The sequence below is a fragment of the Sporosarcina sp. UB5 genome, assembly GCF_050859005.1.
In the GTDB taxonomy this organism is placed as follows: domain Bacteria; phylum Bacillota; class Bacilli; order Bacillales_A; family Planococcaceae; genus Sporosarcina.
On sequence record NZ_CP125984.1, the window covers coordinates 2,185,843 to 2,209,140 of the forward strand.

Below are 23,298 nucleotides of genomic sequence, written 5' to 3' on the forward strand. Positions count from 1 at the left end.
AATGAGTCGTGGGGTATATTGAGGATCTGAGAGAAATGATTGGGAACCGGCCGTTATTGCTTACAGGTGCAGGGGTAGGGGTGTTCAATGAAAAAGGGGAAATCCTACTTCAAAGAAAATTGGATGGACGATGGGGCATTCCAGGCGGCTTCATGGAACTAGGAGAGTCTGCAGAAGAGACAGCTCGGAGGGAAGTGCATGAGGAAACGGGCATACAGATTGGAAAGTTGGAGCTTGTAACCGTTGTCTCCGGCCCACAAACACATACCGTTTTGAGCAATGGCCACGAATATTTTTCGGTGACAATAGTTTATGCAACGAATGACATTCGTGGCGGTGAACTAAAAGCGGACGGCATTGAGACATCAGAAGTCGGGTTCTTCCATTTGCACAAGTTACCGGAAAACTTGAGCCCGTTCATACGATCGATGATTCAGCAATATGCGCAAAAGCGAAAATAAGAACGTGTTTCCGCATACATGCTGCAACTGTAAAATACCTTTAAAATTTATTGCTAACGAAAAATCGAACAATCCAGTCGACATCGAGTGGGCCATCGACGATTTCATAATAGAGTTGTTCGTTTTGGATGATGAGATTTTCTGCAACGATGATTGTCATGCTGTTTCCATCTTGGTCTTTTAAGCTAATTGTTAATTCATCGATATTGTCATCAGGGTTAATTTCTTCCGGCTTCAATTTCTTAACATGATAATTTTGTAGGAATTGAAGCAATTCTTCCACCTGTTGGTTGTCATTGACATTCCATGTTGCGGCGGGATTACCGTGCATCGGAGGAGTATTGAAAGTGAGCGAATTGAAATTGGCATCGATCGTCTCCAAAAATTCACTAAAGCTTTTTTCGTTAAATTCATTAATTGTTTCAATCATTACATACATGCCGCCAATCATGAGTGAAAGAAGCAAGATAGCTCGCAGTTTCATGTTCAATTCCTCCTATCTTCGTTTGTATAGTATACGCAGTAGGTGCTTAAATGGAATAGTACTCATGCTATGATTCTCGCGAAGGAAAAATTAACGACTGAGCGGGGAAAGAAAATTTAAAAAATCGTGAAGGTCTCTTAAGAGATGCTTGAAAATTAATGTTATACTAGTATTCGAACTATATAGAATATACGGAGGGTGAGAAATGGCTAAAGTTGAACATGCAATTCAAGATTTTTATGCAGATGATTTCGCTTGGTGTTTCGGGTGTGGACGGCTGAATGAGGATGGGTACCATTTCCGAACGGGTTGGGATGGGGAGAAAACGGTTACATATTATGAGCCTTTGGAAAAACATATGGCGATTCCGGGATTTGTATACGGCGGACTCATCGCATCATTCGTGGATTGCCATGGAACGGGGTCGTGCGCTCTTGCTTTGCATCGGAAAAATGGGAATGAGCCAGGAGACGGAGCTGAAGTTCCCCGTTTTGTCACCGCTTCGTTAACCGTGAATTTTTTGAAGCCGACGCCTCAAGGGGAAAAATTGAAAGCAGTCGGGACAGTTGAAGAGATTCACCCGAAGAAATGGAAAGTGAATGTAGAAGTGTTTGCGGATGATGTCCTCTGTGCAACAGGAGAAGTCGTCGGGGTTGTTATGCCGGCTACGTTTGCAAGAAATTAAACAAGTAATAATGGAAAGGATAGGTGAGTACAGATGTTATATGTAATGGGAATTGTAGCAATCGTCATGTGTGTACCGATAACGGCGATCATTACAGATTATAAGCGGAAGACGATGAAATTCAAGGCAGATATGGTTCGTGAAGAAATCGAACTTGAGAAAATGAAACAGCAAAACTTTATTATTGAAACCGAAAAGATGAAGCTTGAGTTAGAACAAATGAAGCTCGAGTACACGTCTGGCAAAAATGATCTACTAAAAATCGATGAAAGAGTGAGATAAGAATGTCCGATAATTCGATGCCTCCATACAATGATCTAATCGGAGATATGTTGAAAAAACGTGAAGAGGAAAGCGGCATGGAAAATTTGAAAGGCTTCGGAAAACCATTGCCAAAAGAATATTTTTCTGGCGACACTTTCCAGCATTTTCAACGGATTGCAAAAGATGCGGGCTATAAGCCGCATTGGTTGAAGTTGCAGCACGAAATTAGCAGTATGATCAATGAAATTTCAACTCTTTCATCGAACGGCGAACAGGGCGATTTACAACAACTTGTAAATGAAGTGAATGAAAAAATTGCCGAGCATAATCGACATTGCCCCCCTCCGATGTTGAAAGGTCGTATTTCATTGGACTCCCTCGATAAGGCAAAAGAAATTTGGAGGTAGTTCGGATCAATCCGGTGCGCTGTCGTACAAGGCTATATTTAATTTGCATACTCATTCTTTTAACGGGATGCAGTCCTGCAGTACAACAACCCGCTAAACACACACCATCATTCAGCGAGAGGGCACAAGTGACGGAGTTACCGGAAATGACAATTTCCTATGTTGATTTAGTAATGGATGAGATGACGCTAGAAGAAAAAATTGGCCAGTTGCTCATCGTCGGCATGGAAGGAAAGACGTATGGCGACGAGTTAGACCGTCTTATTCGTAAATATCATGTTGGGGGAATTATTTTATTAGGAAGAAACAGTTCGTACCCGGCTGGAATACTGAATTTATTAAATGAAAGCAAAAAAGCGAATGCCGATTATAACATACCGTTGTTCATTTCTGTTGATGAAGAAGGTGGTCGTGTATCCCGCTTGCCTTCCAGTATGAAGAAGTTGCCTGCAGCAGACTATTTTGGTCGAATAGGTGATGAAACGCTCGCTTATGAAACTGGTGCTTATCTCGCGGAATTGTTACACGCCTTCGGCTACAACATGAACTATGCACCTGTTTTGGACGTCCATAGCAATCCGAGAAATCCCGCCATCGGAGACCGATCATTCTCATCCGATCCCGATGAAGTCGCTCGTATTGGCATGGCTGTCATGAGGGGGATGACGGAAAATGGAATCATTTCCGTAGTCAAACATTTTCCGGGGCATGGGGATACGCATGTAGATTCTCATCTGTCATTGCCTGTTATTAAGAAGACATTAGTAGAGCTATATGAAACCGATCTAATTCCTTTTCAACGGGCAATTGACGAACAAGTGGATGTTATTATGGTAGCGCATATTATGTTTCCTGAGCTTGATAGCACATATCCTTCCTCTTTATCGAAAAAGATCATAACAGGTTTGCTTCGAGAAGAAATGAATTTTGAAGGTGTAGTCATTACGGATGATATGACGATGGGCGCAATCGTCAATGACTATACAGTTCCTGAAGCTGCTTTACAGTCTTTCATTGCAGGCAGTGATCTGTTATTAATTGCCGGTGATTATGAAAACCAGGTCGGTACAATAAATGCATTACTCTCTGCTGTACAGGTGGGGACAATTACGGAAGAACGGATCGATGAAAGCGTAAGGCGGATTCTGAAGCTGAAGGAACGTTATCAACTAAAAGATATTCAAATTGAAGAAATTGACTTGAATGCTATCGAACGTAAATACAATAATTTAATTGAATGAAAGTGAAACTTCCTTATTCGTTGTCCGTAAATAACTTACAGTAGAAAACAAGGAGGTGAGCGATTGGAAAAGATAGGTTTGAAAGTGCTCGTTCATGCTAGCGCGTTTTTTGCTCCATTCCTTGTTCCGTTCATCATATTTTTAGTTGTAGATGATTCAGAAGTGAAAAGATTGTCCATCCAAGCACTGTTATTCCAATTAGTGATGGGTGCACTAATTTTCATCTCGGCACTTTTGGTTCTGTTAATAATCGGCATTCCGATGCTTATCGTTTTCGGGCTGATGACAATTATTATTCCAATCATTGGAATTGTGAAATCGTTGCAAGGTGAAACATACAATTATCCGATTGTCGGCAAATGGTTCTGATCGGCTCCCCTTTTCGCGAAAGCGTTCTGGGGGCTTTTTTTATTGTCTGTTTTCATTCATGTTATGCACGTGAGTTGTATATGTTGGTAGTAGCAAGGTAACGTACAATTTCAAGAAAGGGGAGAAGAATGAAGATTAAATTCAATCTCGTGACACAGATTTTTATCGCCTTCGTATTAGCCGTTATTTTAGGCAGTTTGTTCGGAAGTTCCATTAATTTTCTGAAGCCGTTTGGGGATTTATTTTTACGATTAATTAAATTCATCATTGCTCCGCTCATTTTGTCTACATTAGTCGTCGGCGTTGCTGGTACTTCTGATCCAAAACAACTCGGAAGGATCGGGGTGAAAACGGTCGCTTATTATTTAGCGACTACAGCTATTGCAATCATCATCGGTCTTGCTATCGCATTTTTAATATCGCCAGGTAAAGGGTTATCAATTTCATCCGCCGGCTTGGTCGCTCCAGAATCCGCGACGAAAGAACCGCAAAGTGCAATTACGACATTACTAAATATCATACCGGAAAATCCATTTACCGCCTTGGCAACGGGCAGCATTTTGCAAATCATCTTCTTTGCGTTGTTCATTGGGCTCGCCATTACACTAGTCGGAGAAAAGGCGCGTCCTGTCTATTCGTTTTTTGAGGCCTTCTCCGAAGTGATGTATAAAATTACAGGGATTGTCATGAAAGTGGCCCCAATCGGGATTTTAGGTTTACTTGCGCCGGTTATTGGTCAATACGGTCTATCTGTCCTTTTGCCGCTCGTCAAAGTGATATTGGCAGTTTACATCGCGTGTATCCTTCATGCGGTCATCATTTACTCGACGGCAGTTAAAACGTTTGCCGGAATGAGCCCGAAAAGATTTTTCAAAGGAATTTCTCCTGCGGCGTTAGTCGCTTTTAGTACCGCAAGCAGTTCAGGGACATTGCCAGTGACAATTAAAAATACGAATGAAAACCTCGGCGTTCCAAATAAAATATCGAGTTTCGTCCTCCCGCTCGGCGCAACTGTCAATATGGACGGTACAGCTATTTACCAAGGGGTTGCCGTCATTTTCATTGCACAGTTCTACAGTTTGGAATTGTCGTTCCTCCAGCTGCTGACGGTTGTTCTCATTACCATTTTAGCGTCAATCGGTACAGCTGGCGTTCCAGGGGCAGGTATGATTATGCTTGCAATGGTTTTGACGTCAGTGAATATGCCACTTGAAGGGATTGCATTGATAGCCGGTATTGACAGAGTGCTCGATATGATGAGGACATCGGTGAATGTCGTCGGAGATGCTTCTGCGGCAGTCGTTGTTGCGGGTACGGAAAAAGTGTTGGATAGTGAATAAAGAAGAGACCGGAATCCAATGGGAGATTCCGGTCTCTTTTTATCGTACAAAATTATTCCCGCATTACTTTGTTTACTTCTCGGTTTTCACTTCGTAGTTTTGTAAAGCCTATAAACGCATCGATAATGGTCGTGACAATCGAAGCGAGACCGACGACGATGACTATTAAATGGACTTGCGGAATAATATCGTCAGGCGACCGTTGGAATACATCCGCGATGACATCTGCAAGATGCGGCAAAACGAGAGACGGATTGAGAAGGAGGATAATAATTAGTACAGTCCATGCGACGTTAATAATGAGATTGCCATACGCCAGCCCTGTTGTCCACTTAGGGGAAGTTGATTTGTAGGAGACTAGGACGATTTCCATAGTGAGCAACAGGAGGGTAATCGGAAACAACGTCATTAAAGATACATTTCCGAGCGCTGTCATTTCAACTTCAATCCTTTCGAATGCTAGTACTGTGTAATCTACCCGGAAATGCGGTGACTTAACACAGAAAATCGTATGTTAAATGATTTTTTCAGATTCTTAACATTCGAACTTCTAATTGCTGTATACTGGAATTATTGTTGAAATTAATAAAAAAAGCGTGGGGATTTTATTGACATCTATTAAACAGACAGAGCATACGAACAACCCGGCATATCCGATTATGTTCGCTATCGGGGCTTGCCATTTATTGAATGATACGCTTCAAGCAGTCATACCGGCGATGTTTCCGGTGTTGGAAAAGGAAAGAGGATTAAGCTTTACTCAACTCGGTTACATCTTTTTTGCATTGAATATGGTAGCTTCCGTCCTGCAGCCTGTCGTCGGCTATTTCAGCGACAGAAAGCCGATGCCATATGCACTTCCTATCGGAATGACATTTTCCCTCATCGGAATGGCAGGTTTGGCAATCGCGCCAAGCTATTGGCTCATTCTCCTGTCGGTCATTATATTAGGGCTCGGTTCCGCGGTATTCCATCCGGAAGGCTCCCGCGTATCCTTCTTAGCGGCGGGGACAAAAAGGGGACTTTCACAGTCGATCTACCAAGTTGGTGGGAATACTGGACAAGCATTGGCTCCGCTGATCAGTGCATTTGTTTTAGTGCCACTCGGTCAAAAAGGGGCAGCCGTTTTCATTGCGGTGGCGGCACTCGGAATTTTTATATTGTCTAAAATATCCGCTTGGTATAAAAGGCAGTTGGAGCTAGACAAGCAGAACAATCGTAAAAAAGTGCTCCTTTCCTCAATCGGTAATTTGACAAAAAAACAAATTGGGATTGCACTCACGTTACTGTTAGTAATCATTTTTGCCCGTTCGTTTTACTTCACGAAAGTCACTAGCTTCTATATCTTTTACTTAATGGATGATTATGGATTGAAAATTGAGATAGGACAGCTATACATATTCCTTTTCATGGCGCTTGGTGCTGCAGGTACATTTTTCGGAGGTCCGATGGCGGATCGAATTGGAAGAAAAAACGTCATCGTCTTATCGCTTTTAATTCCTGTGCCTTTCTGCTTCCTGCTTCCGCACGCTCCACTTTGGGCAGTAGGAATCTTGCTTGCAACAATCGGATTTTCCATTATGCTTAGCTTCACGGTCACTGTCATTTACGCACAGGAGCTAGTACCGAGCAAAATCGGAACAATGGCCGGTTTGACAGTAGGCTTGGCATTCGGGATGGGAGCGATCGGCGCGGTTGTTATTGGGAAATTGATGGATACGATTGGTATCTTCCCGACGATGGTCATCGCCTCGTTCCTACCATTGATCGGCCTTGTAGGACTGGCTCTACCTAAGGATCAGAAAATCACGTCACCAACTGCGAATTAATGGCGTAACGCTTCACCGTCGTTTTGATGGTGGGCGTTTTTTTATTCCATTGGCTACTTTCAACAATTAAGGTGACTTCTGCAAATAACCTGTTTATAATAGTAGGTCTGTCTATTGAGAAGGAGGTTGGGGGAACTTGAATAAAGACCAACGAAGAAAATTGATTATTTTAATGATCAATATGTTTATTGCTGTCGGGAGTTTCGGAATCATCATTCCGATTTTGCCGGCGTATTTATTGTCAATTGGGCAGGCTGGAACAGCGGCGGGCTTAATGATTGCTATTTTTGCTGGTGCACAGCTTGTGATGTCTCCGATTGCTGGTAGATGGACGGATCGGTATGGTAGGAGAATTATGATTATTTTTGGCCTAAGCGGATTGGCATTGTCCATGTTCGTCTTTTATTTTTCCGATTCAATCGGTGTCTTATATTTGTCCAGGGTAATTGGAGGGATTGGAGCGGCGTTACTTATTCCTGCGATATTTGCGTATGTAGCTGATATTACAACGATGGATCAGCGCGCGAAAGGGAATAGCTTCATTTCCGCGTCTATGTCATTGGGCATTGTGATCGGACCCGGAATCGGCGGTTTCTTAGCCGATTTTGGTTTGAAGATGCCGTTGTTGATTTCTGCAATTATTGGACTTGTAGCAGTTGTATTCTCCGCCGTCATGTTACAGGAGAGCATGGACGAGAAAAAGGAAACTTTGGAGTTCAAGCCTGAACCGATGGTGAAAGAAATTGCGCAATCTTTTAGCAAGCCATATTTCATTCCGCTCGTGATCACACTTGTCATGAGCTTCGGATTGATGGCATACGAATCGGTTCTTGGACTTTTCGTCGATAATGAATTCAACGCTACGCCAAAGGATATTGCTATAATGGTAACGTCGACAGGAATTGTTAGTGTCATCATTCAACTTTTTGCAGTCGATTGGATTGTGCGCAAATATGGCGAAAGGAAAGTGCTCAATATTTTCCTCGGTTTGACTGCTGCAGGTTTTCTACTTTGTATTTTTGCTCCGAATTATGTAATGTTCTTCGGTGTAACGATGATTATTTTCTTAGCAACATCGATTTTACGTCCTGTTTTAACTACGCTTATTTCTAAGACTGCGGGGGAAGAACAAGGGTTTGCAATGGGGATGAACAATTCGTATATGAGTATCGGCAATGTCCTCGGTCCGCTTTCTGCAGGATTATTGTACGACGTGCATCATTTATATCCATTCATTTTAGGGCTAGTCGTCCTTGTTGCAACGATGGGCGTCTCGATTGTTTGGAAAGGTGTGAAAATTCAACATCTAGGAGAATGACTTCATGACTCATAAAGAACCGATTTGGACGAAGCCGTTTATTAGTCTGTTTCTTACGAATTTGTCCGTTTTTATTGTGTTTTATGGATTAGTATCGACTTTGCCGTTATATGCAAAAGATGCTCTCAGTCGAACGGACGAAGAAGCAGGGTTATTAATGACGATTTTTTTACTGTCTGCCATCATTGTCCGTCCGTTTTCTGGCAAACTGCTCGATATTGTAGGCAAACGGAAAATGCTGTTGATTGGCTTATTTTTTTATCTTGTATGCACTATACTTTATTATTTTATTACACCATTTACAGGTTTGCTTACGTTGCGTTTCTTTCAAGGAATATGGTTCAGCATCGTGACGACAGCTGCTGGTTCACTTGCTGCAGATATCGTGCCGAAAGCGCGGCGCGGGGCAGGGCTTGGCTATTACGTCATGTCGACGAATTTAGCAGTCGTTGTCGGACCATTCATCGCCCTTTTCATTATCCAATCATATTCCTACGATGCTTTGTTTATCGTAATGAGCATTCTAATGATTGTTGGAGCACTTGTAGCATTGCTTATTCCTGAAGTGGAAATTGAACGGATTGAAAATCGACCGAAAGGTTTTACATGGAACGACCTATTTGAGAAAAGAGCAATGCCAATTGCTTTACTGGCAAGTTTAATCGCATTTTCGTATGCTAGTGTTTTATCCTACTTATCGATTTATGCTCAAGAGAAGGGTTTGTTGCCACTAGCAAGCTTCTTTTTTGTTATCTTTGCGGCGGTCATGCTCGTTACTCGGCCTTTCACAGGAAGGATTTTTGATGAAAAAGGTCCAGCATATATATTAATTCCCGGTTTTCTGTTGTTTTTCTTCGGCCTGCTCCTCTTATCTTTCATGAGCACTCCTGGCTTATTTCTTATTGCGGGAGCCTTTGTCGGGCTTGGCTATGGGGCGCTCGTACCGAGTATGCAGACACTTGCTATCCAATCGACGACCTATCAACGAAGTGGGTATGCGACAGCGACATTTTTCACTTTATTCGATTCAGGTCTGGCTGTCGGATCATATGTGTTAGGAGTTGTCGCGGTTTATTTCGGTTATCGGAATCTGTATTTACTGGCAAGTATTCTCGTGCTTGCAGTGCTTGTTTTTTATGTATTTGTCATTCGAAAACGACATAATTGAAGGTGAAAAAGAGTGGAGGTGTCCGAATGAATTAAACTCATTCACACCTCCACTCTTTTTCAATTAATCAATTTTTATAAAGTCGATTCAATGCAGCTTTGAATGCGGGCTTAATGTTTGTTTCGGGGCGGATTGTTCTTGTCATCAGTTCTGCTTCCTCAACATTTTCCGCTTTGCCTAGTTCAATCAGCGTGGCTGCCGCCAATGTACCGCCGCGTCCTCTACCTGTATTGCAATGAAAATAGACGTTTTTTCCTGACTTATAAGCTTCCAACACTTTGTTTACAGCTTCGCGTATCGATTCGTCCTGCGCTTCGGCATCGTCTAGCAACGGTTGATGAACGCTAATAGTACTTGGTAGTGGACCGTCTACTTCAGCGCGAAGGTCATAGATGACATCTATTTTTTCACTCGCTAGCAACTCATCGATTGCATTTACGCCACCGAAAAAAATTCGATCTGTTACTAACGCTTTATATGGCTTGTTTGTCATATGTTTCTCCTTCTCACTAGTATTTCGGATAAGGGCTAATTCTTCAGTAGAATCACCCACCCGACGACAATTTTCATGAATGTATTCACTAATAATGTTACCATTAATTAAATAATCATGAAAGTAAGAGGAGGATGCTTATGTGTGGCCGCTTCACTTTATTTGCCCCTTATTACGAAATCATCGACCGATTTACTATTGAATCGGCATTTGACGAAAGCGATTATATACCGAGCTATAATATTGCTCCTTCCCAACAAGTAGTAGCTATTATTAACGATGGACGTAAAAATCGTTTAGGTCATCTTCGTTGGGGCTTAATCCCTCCGTGGGCAAAGGATGAGAAAATCGGTTATAAAATGATCAATGCTCGTGCCGAAACGGTAGCTGAAAAACCAAGCTTCCGAAAAGCTTTCCAAAAACAGCGTTGCATTCTTCCTGCTGATTCGTTTTATGAATGGCAACGAAAAGATGGAGATAAAATTCCGATGCGCATTAAGCTAAAGAATGATGAACTGTTCGCAATCGCAGGTTTATGGGAATCTTGGAAGTCCCCTGAAGGGAAAATTATTCATACATGTACCGCCATTACGACTAAGCCGAATGCATTAGTGAAACCAATCCATGATAGGATGCCTGTCATTTTACGAAGGGAAGATGAGGCAGCGTGGCTTGATCCACACAATAACGATGTAGATTTACTAGGAAGTATGTTGCAGCCGTTTGATGAAAAACAAATGGATGCGTATAGTGTCTCATCTGCGGTAAACTCACCCAAAAATAATGAAGCGTCTCTTATTCTACCGGTATGTTAATTGAAACTTGAAACGAAACTCAAATGGCTACGTCTACTCCTTATAGGGGAGGGGTTAACTTGAGAGTAAGCCATGTAATGATCATTGGACTCATGTTCATACTATTATTATGGTGGAAACCGTTAGAGGCTTCTGCTTGCTCATGCATAATGCCACCGCCACCGGAAGATGCACTAGATCAGGCGGATGCAGTATTCAGCGGGGAAGTTGTGGAAGTAATAGAGAACGGTAAACTTGTCGGAGGATATGGCAAAACAGTTCATTTCAAGGTCGATGAAGTATGGAAGGGAATTGATGAATCCGAAGCGGTTATTACGACAGGTCTTCATGATGGTGATTGTGGAATTCCTTTTGTAAAGGGTCAAAAATATCTCGTGTACGCTTCAAAGAGTGATATGTACGTGAAAAACACGTTATCTACTACAATTTGCCATCGAACGACTGAACTGGCCTATGCAACAGAAGATTTGAATGCATTAGGTGAAGGCCAAGAAGTAAGCAGTTCGGAGGAAGTTATCGATGAAGATGAAGCTGTTATTCCATGGTTGACATTCGTCATTTTCGTTGTTGGATTAATTGCCATTTTCATCGCATTCCGTTATAAAAAAACACGTAGCTAAAGCCGTCACGAAGAACGGCTTTTTTACGTAAATGACATCATTCGATTTAGTGGACCTTGAGGTTTAATGATATCCGTGATATCAAGTATTGCAATCGGGAAGTAAGGGAATCCCCATGCATATGCAGTGATTTCATATAGCTGGAAATAAATGATGACAGAGGTGTCTGCAATATAGAAATCCTGATCAGGTCGGATTTCTTTAAATGGGGGATCGAGTAATGGGATGTCCCATTTCTTTATGTCAACACGGATGATATCAGACAGCTTCTTCACATAATCGCTTCCGGGTTTGAATAAATCCTTCAATTCATATTGTTTACCGGTTTTCACATTAAACGTAAGAGACTTAATTATTGTCATGCCATGGGCACCGCCTGTGAAAGAATACACGATTAAATTCAGGCTAAGTATTCCGCGCTGATTGTTTTTTATTTCGAAGGTAGCGAGCAATTCGACAAGTGCTGGATTGTAAAACTGCTGTTCGATAAGGATTTGATTGAGAGTATGAATGATAATGTTATTTATTTTCCGTTGAACGATTGAATCCTTCATTTGTGTCACAACTGGGTAATAGACATTGATGGTAGGCGATGTATGGGGAAGCTTCTTCGTCAAAATAGAAACTGGAAAATCCATCAGTGCAACGTCCTTTCTATTTCGTAAGTCCTCTAGTATATGAGAAGAAAAATGACAAATGACTACTTTTGGACAATACGGCAACTGTAGCTACCGGTAGTTGTATCACTCAAGTGTTTATGCGTGGATAATAAAAGTATAAGCATGCTACAAATACTATTGATTTCCGTTCCGATCGGACGCTTTCCGCGGGCACGGCTTCAGCCGCTTCCCTCGCTGCGCTCGGTCCAGGGTCTTCAGCTCGCGCTGTTCCCGCTGGAGTCGCCGATCTCCACTCCAATCAATCGGATATACGTGAAATCCTAAACTGCAAAGTAATTAAAGGAATGAAAAAGGGTTCTCTTCTACAAGGAGAGAACCAATATGTTTATAATAACCACTGCCCTTTTAGCATCTATGTTCGCATTGAAAGACAGTTTGGAGATTTTAAAATCACTAGTTAGCACGATGCCAGGCTAGCTAAAGGATGCAATAGAGAGCAAGTCGCCGAAACAATAGGTGGAAAAGCTCAAGAGTAGTATTCGAGAAGAAACAAGGGACAATATCCGGTATTTACAGTAAGTCACGGGAAAGCCTATCTATTTCTTTGTGAGCAAATACCTATAATACTCTCGTGGATTATTATGATCAATTGAAAAAGCAACCTCAGAGTAAGCCTCATAAGGTCAAGTCTATTTGTCAAATTCATTTATATTTGAAGCATCTGTTGCTTGGAGTGTAGGCGCTCGACTCCTGCGGGAATAGCATGAGTCTTGAGACCCCGCAGGGAGCACGCTTTTCGCGACCGAGGAGGCTCAAGCCATGCCCGCGGAAAGCGAGCGCCGGAACGGAAAGCAACACGTCCTAGTTTCTACTTCTACATTATAAAAGCGATTTTGTACTTGGAGAATAGCACGATAAACTTTAATTATATTAGAAAAGTTCTATTCGACATAAAACATACCCAAAAAACTTGACTCAATCGCGGTAGCTTTACATTTCGCATTCCGTCCGAATTGTGGTAGGATTTATATTCACAAAAAAAGAGGACGTGAAAATGAATGATCTCAATCACAATACCGAATCCTGATGTAACGATTCAGCAACGTCAGCAAGAAATGAAAGCAGATGAAGCGCCAATCAAGCCTATCAACGGTTTTATCGACCTTCATGAAATCCCTCGCGATAAAGGCGGTCTTATCCTTTTTTACAATAAAAGTGACGAACTGCTTTTTGCAGGCAAAGCCCGAAAGCTACGCCAACGAGTAAAAAAACATCTTGAAGACAATGTGTCACCAGTGAAAAACCACCGGAGTGAAATTAATAAAATCTCCGTCATCATTGTCGATGATCCGATGGAGCGCGAAATTTATGAAACGTATATCATCAATACATTACGTGCAAAATATAATGTAGAAAAAGTGTTTTATAAAGACTGAAATAAAGAAACCCACATTCCAGCTACAATGTAGCCGAAATGTGGGTGATTTTATTAAGCATGAGTCCTTGTGCTTTTGTCCATTATTTGCTCAGTTCATCATGTATCAGATTGATGTTGTAATACAAATACTTTACATACGTATCGACTTCATCACCTGGACTTCCAATTTCATCTGAATAAATTTTCTTATTAGCAATACGGACGCCGGTTTCGTTAGAGACTGTTTCCATCGGTCGTGGGTCTACGTTTGATTCCATAAACAGGACCGGTACTTCATGTTCTTTAATAAATGTAATCAAATTTTTAATTTGAGTCGGTGAACCGTTCTCTTCCGTATCTATTTCCCAAATAAAGGCTTCTTTTATTCCGTAACGGGATGTCATATACTGGAAGGCGCGTTCACTTGTGACCAATACGCGCTTTTTTTCTGGGATGTCATTAATTCGCTCTTCGTATTCATTAACGATTTCTTTCAAGCGTTGGACATACGCATCCCCACGTTTTTGAATTTCTTCACTTTTGGATGGATGTTTTTTCATAAGTGCATCTCGCATATCCTCTGCCATTTTCACTCCAACAGACGGATCTATGAATGCATGTGGATTGATTTCTTCTTCACGGCCATCTTCGTCTGTCAAATACATCGGTTCTACACGCTCAGTTAAGCTAAATATATTCTCTTCTTTTTGATTGACCGTATGAATCATTTTATAGAACCATCCGTCTTTTCCGCCTTCCAAGTTCAATCCATTATAGAAAAGGACGTCCGCATCGGTTGCAGCTTTGATGTCAGCGGGCAATGGTTCATATTCATGTGGGTCCGTTCCAGTTGGTACAAGGTTATGGACTTCTACTAAGTCCCCACCAATTTCTCTCGCCATATCAGCGATGATTGTAAATGACGTTACGACTTTCAGTGGTTCGTCGCCTTTCGGTTCTTTGCTTTCTGATTTCCCTTCATCTCCACAAGCTGCCAGTAAAAAAACAGACAGAAGTGATAAACCAATCCATGTAACTAACTTTTTCATTCCAAACTCCACTCCTTATTCAATCCATTAATTATGCAAGTTTTTTTCGGTTAAACGATTGAACCTTCCTGAAAACGATCCCTTGTTTAGGGGAAAACAAAAATGCTAAAACGAAGAACGCTGTCGTTACAAGTGCAATGACTGGTCCGGATGGCATGTTGTATTCAAAACTAAAATATAACCCGATGACAGCTGATAACGCACCGAAGATTGCTGCAAGTAGCACCATTATCGATAGCCGGTTCGTTAAGAGGTAGGCTGTAGAAGCAGGTGTGATGAGCATCGAGACGACAAGAATGACACCGACTGTTTGTAAGGAGGCAACCGTTACGAGTGTTAGTAAAAACATGATCGCATAGTGAATGAATCGGACATTCAAGCCATACGCGGCGGCCATCGTCTCATCAAAACTCGACACGAGCAATTCCTTGTAGAAAATAATAACGACAAGAATGACTAAGCTACCAATGCCTAATGTCAACCACATATCTGATGTCCTCACTGCTAAGACGTTACCGAAAAGAATTTGTGTTAAATCGGTTGCGCTTTTTGCCTGGGTTATTAATATAATTCCGAGCGCGAAGAATGCAGAGAAGACAATTCCGATGGATGAATCACTTTTAATACGACTGTTTTGCGTAATAGCTCCGATGCCGAAAGACGTTAAAATACCCGTGAACACTGCGCCATAGAAATAATTGATGCCGATCATGTAGGAAATAGCAACTCCAGGTAAGACAGCATGTGCAATAGCATCTCCCATTAACGCCATACCACGGAGGATAATAAAACTACCGATAACCCCGCAAATGATGCCGACCATTATGGACGTGACAAGGGCCTTTTGTAGAAATGCATACGTTTGTAAATCGTGAAGAAAATCCATTACATTTGAACCTCCAAATCATTCAACATTGAGAAAGGCCGTTCGTATGCTCGAGTCATATTTTCGGCTTGGAAAACTTGTTGAACCGGGCCGGCATCAATTAGTTGCTTGTTGATTAAAACGAGTTCATCAAAATAGTTTTTTACTTTTGTCAAGTCGTGGTGGACGACGAAGACAATTTTCCCTTCGCTTTGTAATTTCTTCAGAATACCTATGATTACTTCCTCGCTGGAAACATCGATTCCAACAAATGGTTCATCCAAAAAGAAATAATCTGCTTTTTGAGCGAGTGCGCGCGCAAGAAATACACGTTGTTGCTGACCACCTGACAATTCACCAATTTGGCGATTAGCAAAATCCTGCATGCCTACTTGTTCTAGACATTGCATTGCCCACTCTTTATCTTTTTTCTTTGGTCTACGAATCAGTCCTACTAACGGATACGTGCCAATCACTACAGTGTCCCTCACTGTAATCGGGAAATTCCAGTCAATGTTCGAACGTTGTGGTACATACGCAATTCTCTTTCTGAAATCCTTAATAGGTTTTGAATTGATTTCAATTGTTCCATTGTCTTTTGGAATTAATCCGAGCATCGCTTTCATTAATGTCGATTTACCTGCCCCATTTGGGCCGAGTATGCCGATTAAATTACCGGATGTGAATTCAAAACTAACGTTTTCCAGTACTTGTTTTCCGAAATAGGAAACTGAAACGTCTTTCACAGATATTTTCTCTGTCATCATTTTTCCTCCTAATGATTTTAGGTCAGGTAATAAAAAATCTTTCCCTCGTGCAACTTTATGAGTAAAAAAATAGTAGCAGAATGATAGGTGTCACATATCTATGACATGTAAATTAGTATATTGCCGATATGCTTCAAAAGTGAATGGGCAATTTACGTAAGTGTCAAAAAGTTTCCTCCGTGCAACTTTTTTTTAATTATAGTATAGAAACAAATTTGAGTAAAGCTTTTTTCTTCAACAAATTTCTACCGGAATTTCACTGAATTGGATTAATGATTTTTAAATAATACTTCTCCTTTTTTCTTGCTATCACGTCCACAAAAGTGATTTTCCTGTAAAATAAAAGGTAGAATGAAAATTGGGAGGCGGGGGAATTGAAGTTTTTCCATACGGCAGATTGGCATTTAGGCAAACTGGTGAAAGGTGTATATATGACAGACGGGCAGCGTTATGTGCTTCGGCAATTCATCGATGCAATAAAAGAGGAGAAGCCCGACGCTGTCATTATCGCGGGAGATGTATATGATCGCGCAGTTCCACCAACAGAGGCGGTTACTCTGCTCGATGAAGTACTCCGAGAAATTGTCGTTGATTTAAAAACGCCGGTACTTGCTGTTGCGGGGAATCATGACAGTCCTAGTCGATTGGAATTCGGCAGTGATTTACTACGTAAGAATGGTTGCTATATTGAAGGTAGGATGAAGCGGAATGTTAAGCCAGTCGTATTGAAAGATTCATTTGGTGAAGTGCATTTTCATCTTGTCCCTTTTGCGGATCCGTCCATATGCAGACAAGTTTATGAGGATGACAGCATAACTGATTTCAATCGTGCAATGCAATGTGTGATTGATGGGTTGGAGTTTAAAGAAGGGGCACGTCATGTGTTTGTTGGACATGCTTTCGTCACTCCGTTTGGTGAAGAAGAAGACAATACGAGTGAATCGGAGCGACCTTTAGCAATCGGGGGAACGGAATACGTGTCTGCCCAGATTTTTAAGCCGTTTCATTATACGGCTCTTGGCCATTTACATCAGGCGCATCATGTTCTTAATGAAAACATTCGCTACGCGGGTTCGCCGATGAAATATTCGATTTCAGAAGAAAATCATGCAAAAGGATTTTTTATCGTGGAAATGGACGGCGAGGGCAATGTTGAGGTCGAAAAGAGAGAACTCACTCCGCTATATGATATGCGTTCCGTTGAAGGAACGATGGAAGAGATTCTTGCACATCCTCCGAGTGACGATTTTGTATTTGTTACGCTCCATGATGAAACACCTATTTTGTTTCCAATGGAAAAAGTGAAGTCCGTGTTTCCGAATGCGATGCACATCGGAAGGAAACTGTCGAAGACAGCGGCTACAATTGAGAAATTTTCATCGAAAGCGGCAGAAAAGCCCGATGATCTGACATTGTTTCGATTCTTTTATTCTGAGATGAATGATTTGGAACCTGACGCCGAAACAGAAAGGTTATTTTCGGAAGTATTGCTAGAAGTGAAAGGGGGCGATGAGAAATGAAACCAATCCAGTTGACGATGACCGCATTCGGACCGTACAAAGGGACAGAAACGATTGATTTCCGCCGACTTGGAGATCACAAACTGTTCGTCGTTTCAGGTGCGACCGGAGCAGGGAAGACGACGATATTTGATGGAATTAGCTTCGCTCTATATGGACAGGCAAGCGGGGAGGATCGTACGGATTTCCGCTCAATGCGAAGTGATTTTGCGGATGACGCTGTCCAGACAGCTGTTGAGTTGATCTTTGAACTAAACGGCCGCACATTCCGGATTATGAGGCAAGTTCCCTACACAAAAAGTGGCAATAAAACTGAAACACTAGCTCGATGTGAGTTTTTTGAATTAGTCGATGGTGGAGAAGTTCCATTTGTCGATCGTCAAATTGTTTCGGAAATTAATCGAAAAGTCGAGGAGCTTGTAGGCTTTACACAAGCCCAATTTAGCCAGATTGTTATGCTGCCACAAGGCGAATTCCGTAAATTTCTAACGTCTGACACGGAAAATAAAGAAGCGATTATGAGAAAAATTTTCAAAACAGAAGATTATCGAGAAATCGTCAATCGCCTGAAGATGCGAAAAGACGAAGCCAGTCAACGATTGATGGACGAAAAACGGAATGTAGATGGCTTGATTCACCAAATTTCAACGATTATTCCTCCTAGGGAATCATTTCTCTTTGAGGTTTTATCACAAGAATATATGAACACTGAGCAAGTGATGGACGGGCTTGAACAGGAAATCGGTCACTATGCAATGAAACGCGCTGAAGATGAAACGAAGTATACAATTGCCTATCAAAAGCACGCAGAAATGTTGGAGACATACCACGCAGCCAAAAAGTACAATGAGCAGTTTGAACAGCTCGCACAACGTAAAATCATGCTTGAGAAGCTCAAGGAAGAACTTCCGACTATTCATTCCAAGGAGAAGCGAATTGAAGACGCGGAACGGGCAGCAATCATCCATGAAATTGAAAGTCAATACCGAATGTTGGCAGACGAAGCGAAGTCGAAAGGGAATGAGTTGCAAACTGCAATCGTTGCAGTACAACAGGCAACGAAATGGCTGGAAGAGAAGGAATCTGTATATAAGGTGGAAGAGGGGAAAGAACAGGAGAGAGGCGTAGTTGCTGAACAGCTTATTCGATTGCGCGATCATCTTCCTGCCGTAACGGACTTGGCGGTAAAGGAACAAAGTGTTCAAAAGTTAAAAGTTAATATTGGAAAGCTAGAAGGCGAATTTGTCACGACTTCTGAAAAGGAGGAAGTTGCGAAGCGAAAAGTAGCTGACTTCCGTGTGCAAATTGAGAGGGCTGAGCAAGCAATTACTCCTTTGGACGAGCTACTTGAACAATTGAACACAATCAGATTGCATTACAAGACTGTTCGGGACTTTGAAAAACTAAAAAAAGAATACGGAGTTTGCCTAGAACAGAAAGAAGCTGCATCCGCTAAATTTATTCAAACGAAAAACGAATTCGAGCAAATGCAACATGCATGGTTAAATGACCAAGCTGCACATTTGGCGATGTCATTGAGGGAAGGAGACCCATGCCCTGTTTGTGGAAGTGAACATCATCCTTCAAAAGTTACCGGGCATAACACGATTGCTGTTTCTCGTGAAGAACTTGATTTGAAAAGGGCCTATTTGACGGACGTTGAAAGTGCATTTCGAACTACCGAGGCGAAATGTGCAAGTATTCTTTCGCAAATAAAAGAAATAGAACAAGAAATGATGGACCAACAAATAAATGATGGGCTTGAAGTGCTTTTTAATAGAGGGCAGGAAGTGGCAAAGAAAGTAGAGCAACTTAGAAATGTACGTGATTCACTCGTTTCATTGAAGGAGCAACTAAAGAGAGCCGATGGGGAAACGACAGAATGGACTTCGCGCAAGTCGGAAATTGAAAAAGCGTTGTTTGAACAAAAGACGTCATATGCGCAACAGTCGGCATTGTTGGAAAGAGAGTTAGCTTCGATTCCGGAAGGACTTCAAGATCTGTCACGGCTCCAAGCGGAAATTAAAAATACCGAAATCCGGAAACACCAAATGGATGAAGAATGGAAACGTGCACGAAAAAGTGTGGAAGAAGCAAGGGAGCGGCTCGCTACTACTATCAACTCCGAGCACCACTTGAGAAAATCAGTGGATGAATGCATTGAGAAAAGAAATCTAGCAGAAGACAGATTTAACAAAGCTTTAAAAGCCTCTTCATTCAATACAGAAGAGGAATACCGTCTAGCGAAAATGGCGGAAGGGGACAGGCTCCTTCTGAAAGAGTATGTCATGCAGTTTAAGCAACGACTTCATGCGACAAAGGAAGCAATCGAAGAGCTAGAAGCAGGCCTCATTGGAAAAGAAAAAACCAATTTGGATAGTCTATTAGAAACGATTCAAACATTGAAATTGGCCTATGAAGATGCGCTCAAAGAATGGAATAACTCCATCGACTGTGAAAAGGCGCTTGTCCGATTGAAATCGGAAATCGAAAAGGCTGCAAAAGATGTGGGAGATTTGGAAAGGAAAGTCGGCAAAATTACGGGCTTATACGATGTTATTCGAGGTCAAAATGAGTATAAATTGTCATTTGAACGTTTTATTCAAATCGATTATTTGGAACGAATTATTGAGTCTGCGAATGAAAGGTTACGAAACCTATCGAATGGACAGTATGAGTTGGTCCGGAGTGATCGTCAGGAAATGCGGGGAAGACAAAGTGGTTTAGGATTAGATGTGTATGATGCATATACCGGACAGAATAGAGATGTAAAAACGTTGTCCGGTGGGGAAAAATTCAATGCTTCACTTAGCTTGGCGTTAGGTATGGCGGATGTCATCCAAAGTTATCAAGGTGCAGTGTCGATCGAAACGATGTTCATCGATGAAGGGTTTGGCACATTGGATGAGGAGGCTTTACAAAAAGCCGTTGATACGCTAATTGATTTGCAGAAGTCCGGAAGAATGATCGGTGTCATCTCACATGTGGAAGAGTTGAAAACGGCCTTCCCGGCTATTCTTGAAGTTGAGAAGTCCAGGGAGGGGCATAGCGTCACGCGATTTGTTTTGAAATGAAAAAGAGCAGGCGGATAAATACAACCGCCTGCTCTTTTACTATTAATATCTATTCTCTTGGTTAATAAATAATATATTCCAAAAATATTTTACTATTGCATTTTACAATCAAAGGGTTTATTATAAAAAAACGCGATATATTGCATACATCATCTAGCGAAAATTTCAACAAGAAGGGATTTAAACATTATGCAAAATAAACTATCTTTTTCTTCTTTTCTAATTATTGGAGTTATGCTGTTCGCTCTTTTCTTTGGTGCAGGAAACTTAATCTTTCCAGCCCAATTGGGGCAAAATGCAGGTTCAAATATATGGCCTGCAGTAATCGGTTTTCTCATTACAGGTGTAGGATTACCGTTTCTTGGGATACTCGCAATGGGTTTTTCAGGTAGCAAGAACTTACAAGAGTTAGCAAGTCGAGTTCATCCCGTTTACGCTGTCTTATTTACATCTTTATTATACTTGACGATTGGGCCGTTCTTTGCAGCTCCACGGACAGGAGCCGTCGCATTTGATATCGGTATTTCCTCATTCGTTCCTGAAGGTTCTATGCATATCGCTTTGTTCATCTTTACACTTATCTTTTTCGGGATAACATTATGGTTATCGCTTAACCCGGCAAAAATTGTTGATCGAATCGGGAAATTCATGTCACCCGCAATTATTGTTTTATTGCTCGTATTGCTAGTCGTTGCGTTCATCAATCCGATGGGAGCAATTCAATCTCCAGTTGATGCGTATGCGAATGGAGCGTTCATGAAAGGTTTCATGGAAGGGTATAACACGATGGATGCATTGGCATCACTCGTATTTGGAATTATTGTCATTAATGTCATTCGTTCTATGGGTGTTACAGATAACGTTCAAATCCTTTCGGCAACAGCAAAAACTGGTTTCGTTGCATCCGGATTCCTTGCACTTTTATATGTAGGAATCGCTTATCTTGGAGCAACGACTACAGAGAAATTCGGTATTCTGGGCACAGGTGGTCCAGTGTTAAGCGGCGCAGCGTCCTATTATTTCGGCACTTTCGGATCGGTCATGCTAGCGGTAGTTATTATTCTGGCATGTTTAACGACAAGCATCGGTTTAGTTACCGCTTGTGCTGAATACTTCCATACAATCATTCCTAAAGTGAGCTACAAAAAGTTTGTTTTAGTCTTTACAACATTTTGTTTTATCGTATCAAACTTCGGATTGTCAAATATTATCACGTATTCCATTCCGGTGTTGATGTTCTTGTATCCGCTCTGTGTCGTTCTTATATTGTTGACGTTCACGTCGCCTTTGTTCAACCATTCAAGATTCGTCTATGTCAGTGCAACGGCTGTAGCGTTTTTAATAAGTGTAATTGATGGAGTGAAAACTCTTTACGGTACGTTAGGATTCGTTGAGTCTGACTGGCCAAATTGGTTAACATCTATCGTAGGTTTCTACAATCAGGTATTGCCTCTCTACAGCGATGGCCTCGGCTGGCTTCTTCCAGTAGTGATTGTAATAGTTATCACTGGAATTATTGCTAAATTGTATCAGCCCTCAGTACGATTAAATAAAAATTAATTTTAGTTTTTGAAAGACGCTTAATTCAATAAGCTACAACAAAAAAGGTATAATGCCCGTTCATTCAAGGGCATTATACCTTTTTGCTGTCTTTACAAAAAATAAAACATTGTATTAGTCTGATTTCTTAGAGTTGAATTCATCGATAGCGCGGAGCCAGTTTTCGCGCATAATTGCGGACACTTTTTGTCCATCGCCTTCTTTTAACAACTTAATAATATCGTTATGCTCTTCAATCGATTTTTCCGTCAAGATAATGGAGTTATGAAAGAATAGCCGTCGCACATGAGTTTGCAACGAAGCGACAATCGTATGGATATATGGATTTGATGCATTATCGACGATGATTTGATGAAACTCTTCATCGATTTTCAATGCAGTAAAATAATCCTTTTTCTTAACGGCTTTGGCAAAACGGTCATTCGTTTCTTCTAATTGTTTTACAACAGTATCATTCAAATTTGGAATTGCAAGTTCCGCAGACAATGCTTGCATGGCGGCTAGTGGAGGAAGTAAGTCGTTGATCGACTCTTTGTCTACCTCTGTCACTTGTGTCGCTTTCCCCGGATACATTTTCACGAACCCTTGGACTTCGAGCAATTGAAGCGACTCGCGTATTGGCGTTCTACTTACACCGAGTGCTTCAGCCAATTCAATATCATTTAATTTTTCTCCTGGCTGCAATGTTCCGTCGATGATCCATTGCTGTAATTGAGTAAAGGCGTTTTCTTTCGCTGTTTTCCGTGTCGGCATCTTATGCCCCGAAGGTATCGGCATTACGGATCACCCTCCTGCTGCAATTTGAATAACATGGACTTCATTTCTAGCACTATTAGTATACATTAAAAGAATGAAGGGGGAAAGTTTTGATATGCAATATATCGGTTGGGGTGTAGTTGGAATAGGCGATTGGACTATTTACTACAGCGATA

24 protein-coding genes are annotated in these 23,298 nt (G+C 41.5%); 16 read left to right on the plus strand and 8 right to left on the minus strand.

Features of this window, described 5'->3' with window-relative positions:
- Nucleotides 1-8 precede the first annotated feature (8 nt).
- Nucleotides 9-461: an NUDIX hydrolase gene (locus tag QM454_RS11085; protein WP_432357931.1), complete on the plus strand. Its 453-nt coding sequence runs from the start codon at nucleotides 9-11 to the stop codon at nucleotides 459-461.
- A 40-nt stretch (nucleotides 462-501) separates the two neighbouring features.
- Here QM454_RS11085 and QM454_RS11090 read toward each other — a convergent pair whose 3' ends face one another.
- Entirely contained in the window at nucleotides 502-945 is a 444-nt protein-coding gene (locus QM454_RS11090; protein ID WP_432357932.1) for a hypothetical protein, read from the minus strand.
- 205 nt (nucleotides 946-1,150) lie between these two features.
- On the opposite strand from QM454_RS11090, the gene QM454_RS11095 reads away from it, so the two are divergent.
- From QM454_RS11095 to QM454_RS11120, 6 genes are all read left to right on the plus strand, one after another.
- On the plus strand, nucleotides 1,151-1,630 hold the full coding sequence (locus tag QM454_RS11095) for a PaaI family thioesterase (protein WP_432357935.1): 480 nt from the start codon (nucleotides 1,151-1,153) through the stop codon (nucleotides 1,628-1,630).
- A gap of 33 nt (nucleotides 1,631-1,663) precedes the next feature.
- Entirely contained in the window at nucleotides 1,664-1,912 is a 249-nt protein-coding gene (locus QM454_RS11100) for a hypothetical protein (RefSeq protein ID WP_432357937.1), read from the plus strand.
- 2 nt (nucleotides 1,913-1,914) lie between these two features.
- Nucleotides 1,915-2,301, plus strand: coding sequence for a DnaJ family domain-containing protein (locus QM454_RS11105; RefSeq protein WP_432357939.1), 387 nt, complete (start codon nucleotides 1,915-1,917; stop codon nucleotides 2,299-2,301).
- Nucleotides 2,302-2,447: 146 nt separating this feature from the next.
- Entirely contained in the window at nucleotides 2,448-3,542 is a 1,095-nt protein-coding gene (gene nagZ / locus QM454_RS11110; RefSeq protein WP_432357941.1) for a beta-N-acetylhexosaminidase, read from the plus strand.
- Between the two features lie 63 nt (nucleotides 3,543-3,605).
- Nucleotides 3,606-3,911 carry a DUF4870 domain-containing protein gene (locus QM454_RS11115; protein ID WP_432357942.1) on the plus strand — a complete coding sequence of 102 codons (306 nt, stop codon included), beginning with the start codon at nucleotides 3,606-3,608 and terminating at the stop codon, nucleotides 3,909-3,911.
- Between the two features lie 134 nt (nucleotides 3,912-4,045).
- Entirely contained in the window at nucleotides 4,046-5,251 is a 1,206-nt protein-coding gene (locus tag QM454_RS11120; protein ID WP_432363965.1) for a dicarboxylate/amino acid:cation symporter, read from the plus strand.
- A gap of 52 nt (nucleotides 5,252-5,303) precedes the next feature.
- Here QM454_RS11120 and QM454_RS11125 read toward each other — a convergent pair whose 3' ends face one another.
- A complete protein-coding gene (locus QM454_RS11125; RefSeq protein WP_432357945.1) occupies nucleotides 5,304-5,687 on the minus strand; it encodes a hypothetical protein in 384 nt (127 codons plus the stop codon).
- A gap of 223 nt (nucleotides 5,688-5,910) precedes the next feature.
- Between QM454_RS11125 and QM454_RS11130 the strand changes: the two genes are divergently transcribed.
- From QM454_RS11130 to QM454_RS11140, 3 genes are all read left to right on the plus strand, one after another.
- Nucleotides 5,911-7,080 carry an MFS transporter gene (locus QM454_RS11130; RefSeq protein ID WP_432363967.1) on the plus strand — a complete coding sequence of 390 codons (1,170 nt, stop codon included), beginning with the start codon at nucleotides 5,911-5,913 and terminating at the stop codon, nucleotides 7,078-7,080.
- A 136-nt stretch (nucleotides 7,081-7,216) separates the two neighbouring features.
- Nucleotides 7,217-8,398, plus strand: a complete 1,182-nt coding sequence (locus QM454_RS11135; protein WP_432357948.1) for an MFS transporter — start codon at nucleotides 7,217-7,219, stop codon at nucleotides 8,396-8,398.
- 4 nt (nucleotides 8,399-8,402) lie between these two features.
- Complete coding sequence (locus QM454_RS11140; RefSeq protein WP_432357951.1) at nucleotides 8,403-9,566, plus strand: MFS transporter; 1,164 nt, start codon at nucleotides 8,403-8,405, stop codon at nucleotides 9,564-9,566.
- A gap of 67 nt (nucleotides 9,567-9,633) precedes the next feature.
- On the opposite strand, the gene QM454_RS11145 is transcribed toward QM454_RS11140, so the two are convergent.
- The gene (locus tag QM454_RS11145) at nucleotides 9,634-10,059 is read right to left on the minus strand and encodes a protein-tyrosine phosphatase family protein (RefSeq protein WP_432357954.1); all 426 of its coding nucleotides are present in this window, start codon (nucleotides 10,057-10,059) and stop codon (nucleotides 9,634-9,636) included.
- A 140-nt stretch (nucleotides 10,060-10,199) separates the two neighbouring features.
- Between QM454_RS11145 and QM454_RS11150 the strand changes: the two genes are divergently transcribed.
- On the plus strand, nucleotides 10,200-10,874 hold the full coding sequence (locus tag QM454_RS11150; protein ID WP_432357957.1) for an SOS response-associated peptidase: 675 nt from the start codon (nucleotides 10,200-10,202) through the stop codon (nucleotides 10,872-10,874).
- 59 nt (nucleotides 10,875-10,933) lie between these two features.
- On the plus strand, nucleotides 10,934-11,494 hold the full coding sequence (locus QM454_RS11155) for a hypothetical protein (RefSeq protein WP_432357959.1): 561 nt from the start codon (nucleotides 10,934-10,936) through the stop codon (nucleotides 11,492-11,494).
- A gap of 23 nt (nucleotides 11,495-11,517) precedes the next feature.
- Here QM454_RS11155 and QM454_RS11160 read toward each other — a convergent pair whose 3' ends face one another.
- Nucleotides 11,518-12,132 (minus strand): DUF3298 and DUF4163 domain-containing protein, encoded by a 615-nt coding sequence (locus QM454_RS11160; protein WP_432357961.1) that lies wholly within the window; start codon nucleotides 12,130-12,132, stop codon nucleotides 11,518-11,520.
- Between the two features lie 1,040 nt (nucleotides 12,133-13,172).
- On the opposite strand from QM454_RS11160, the gene QM454_RS11165 reads away from it, so the two are divergent.
- Complete coding sequence (locus QM454_RS11165) at nucleotides 13,173-13,550, plus strand: nucleotide excision repair endonuclease (protein WP_432357964.1); 378 nt, start codon at nucleotides 13,173-13,175, stop codon at nucleotides 13,548-13,550.
- An 82-nt stretch (nucleotides 13,551-13,632) separates the two neighbouring features.
- On the opposite strand, the gene QM454_RS11170 is transcribed toward QM454_RS11165, so the two are convergent.
- From QM454_RS11170 to QM454_RS11180, 3 genes are read right to left on the minus strand one after another with little or no spacing between them, the layout of a single operon-like run.
- The gene (locus tag QM454_RS11170; RefSeq protein ID WP_432357967.1) at nucleotides 13,633-14,580 is read right to left on the minus strand and encodes a metal ABC transporter solute-binding protein, Zn/Mn family; all 948 of its coding nucleotides are present in this window, start codon (nucleotides 14,578-14,580) and stop codon (nucleotides 13,633-13,635) included.
- Nucleotides 14,581-14,611: 31 nt separating this feature from the next.
- Nucleotides 14,612-15,466, minus strand: coding sequence for a metal ABC transporter permease (locus QM454_RS11175; protein ID WP_432357970.1), 855 nt, complete (start codon nucleotides 15,464-15,466; stop codon nucleotides 14,612-14,614).
- A complete protein-coding gene (locus QM454_RS11180) occupies nucleotides 15,466-16,209 on the minus strand; it encodes a metal ABC transporter ATP-binding protein (protein ID WP_432357973.1) in 744 nt (247 codons plus the stop codon). The genes QM454_RS11175 and QM454_RS11180 overlap by 1 nt, the downstream gene beginning before the upstream one ends.
- A 377-nt stretch (nucleotides 16,210-16,586) precedes the next feature.
- Between QM454_RS11180 and QM454_RS11185 the strand changes: the two genes are divergently transcribed.
- From QM454_RS11185 to brnQ, 3 genes are all read left to right on the plus strand, one after another.
- A complete protein-coding gene (locus tag QM454_RS11185) occupies nucleotides 16,587-17,732 on the plus strand; it encodes an exonuclease SbcCD subunit D (protein ID WP_432357976.1) in 1,146 nt (381 codons plus the stop codon).
- The gene (locus tag QM454_RS11190; protein WP_432357979.1) at nucleotides 17,729-20,806 is read left to right on the plus strand and encodes an AAA family ATPase; all 3,078 of its coding nucleotides are present in this window, start codon (nucleotides 17,729-17,731) and stop codon (nucleotides 20,804-20,806) included. The genes QM454_RS11185 and QM454_RS11190 overlap by 4 nt, the downstream gene beginning before the upstream one ends.
- Nucleotides 20,807-20,995: 189 nt before the next feature.
- Complete coding sequence (brnQ, locus tag QM454_RS11195) at nucleotides 20,996-22,366, plus strand: branched-chain amino acid transport system II carrier protein (RefSeq protein WP_432357981.1); 1,371 nt, start codon at nucleotides 20,996-20,998, stop codon at nucleotides 22,364-22,366.
- A 114-nt stretch (nucleotides 22,367-22,480) separates the two neighbouring features.
- Here brnQ and QM454_RS11200 read toward each other — a convergent pair whose 3' ends face one another.
- A complete protein-coding gene (locus tag QM454_RS11200) occupies nucleotides 22,481-23,143 on the minus strand; it encodes a GntR family transcriptional regulator (RefSeq protein WP_432357984.1) in 663 nt (220 codons plus the stop codon).
- Nucleotides 23,144-23,298: the final 155 nt, after the last annotated feature.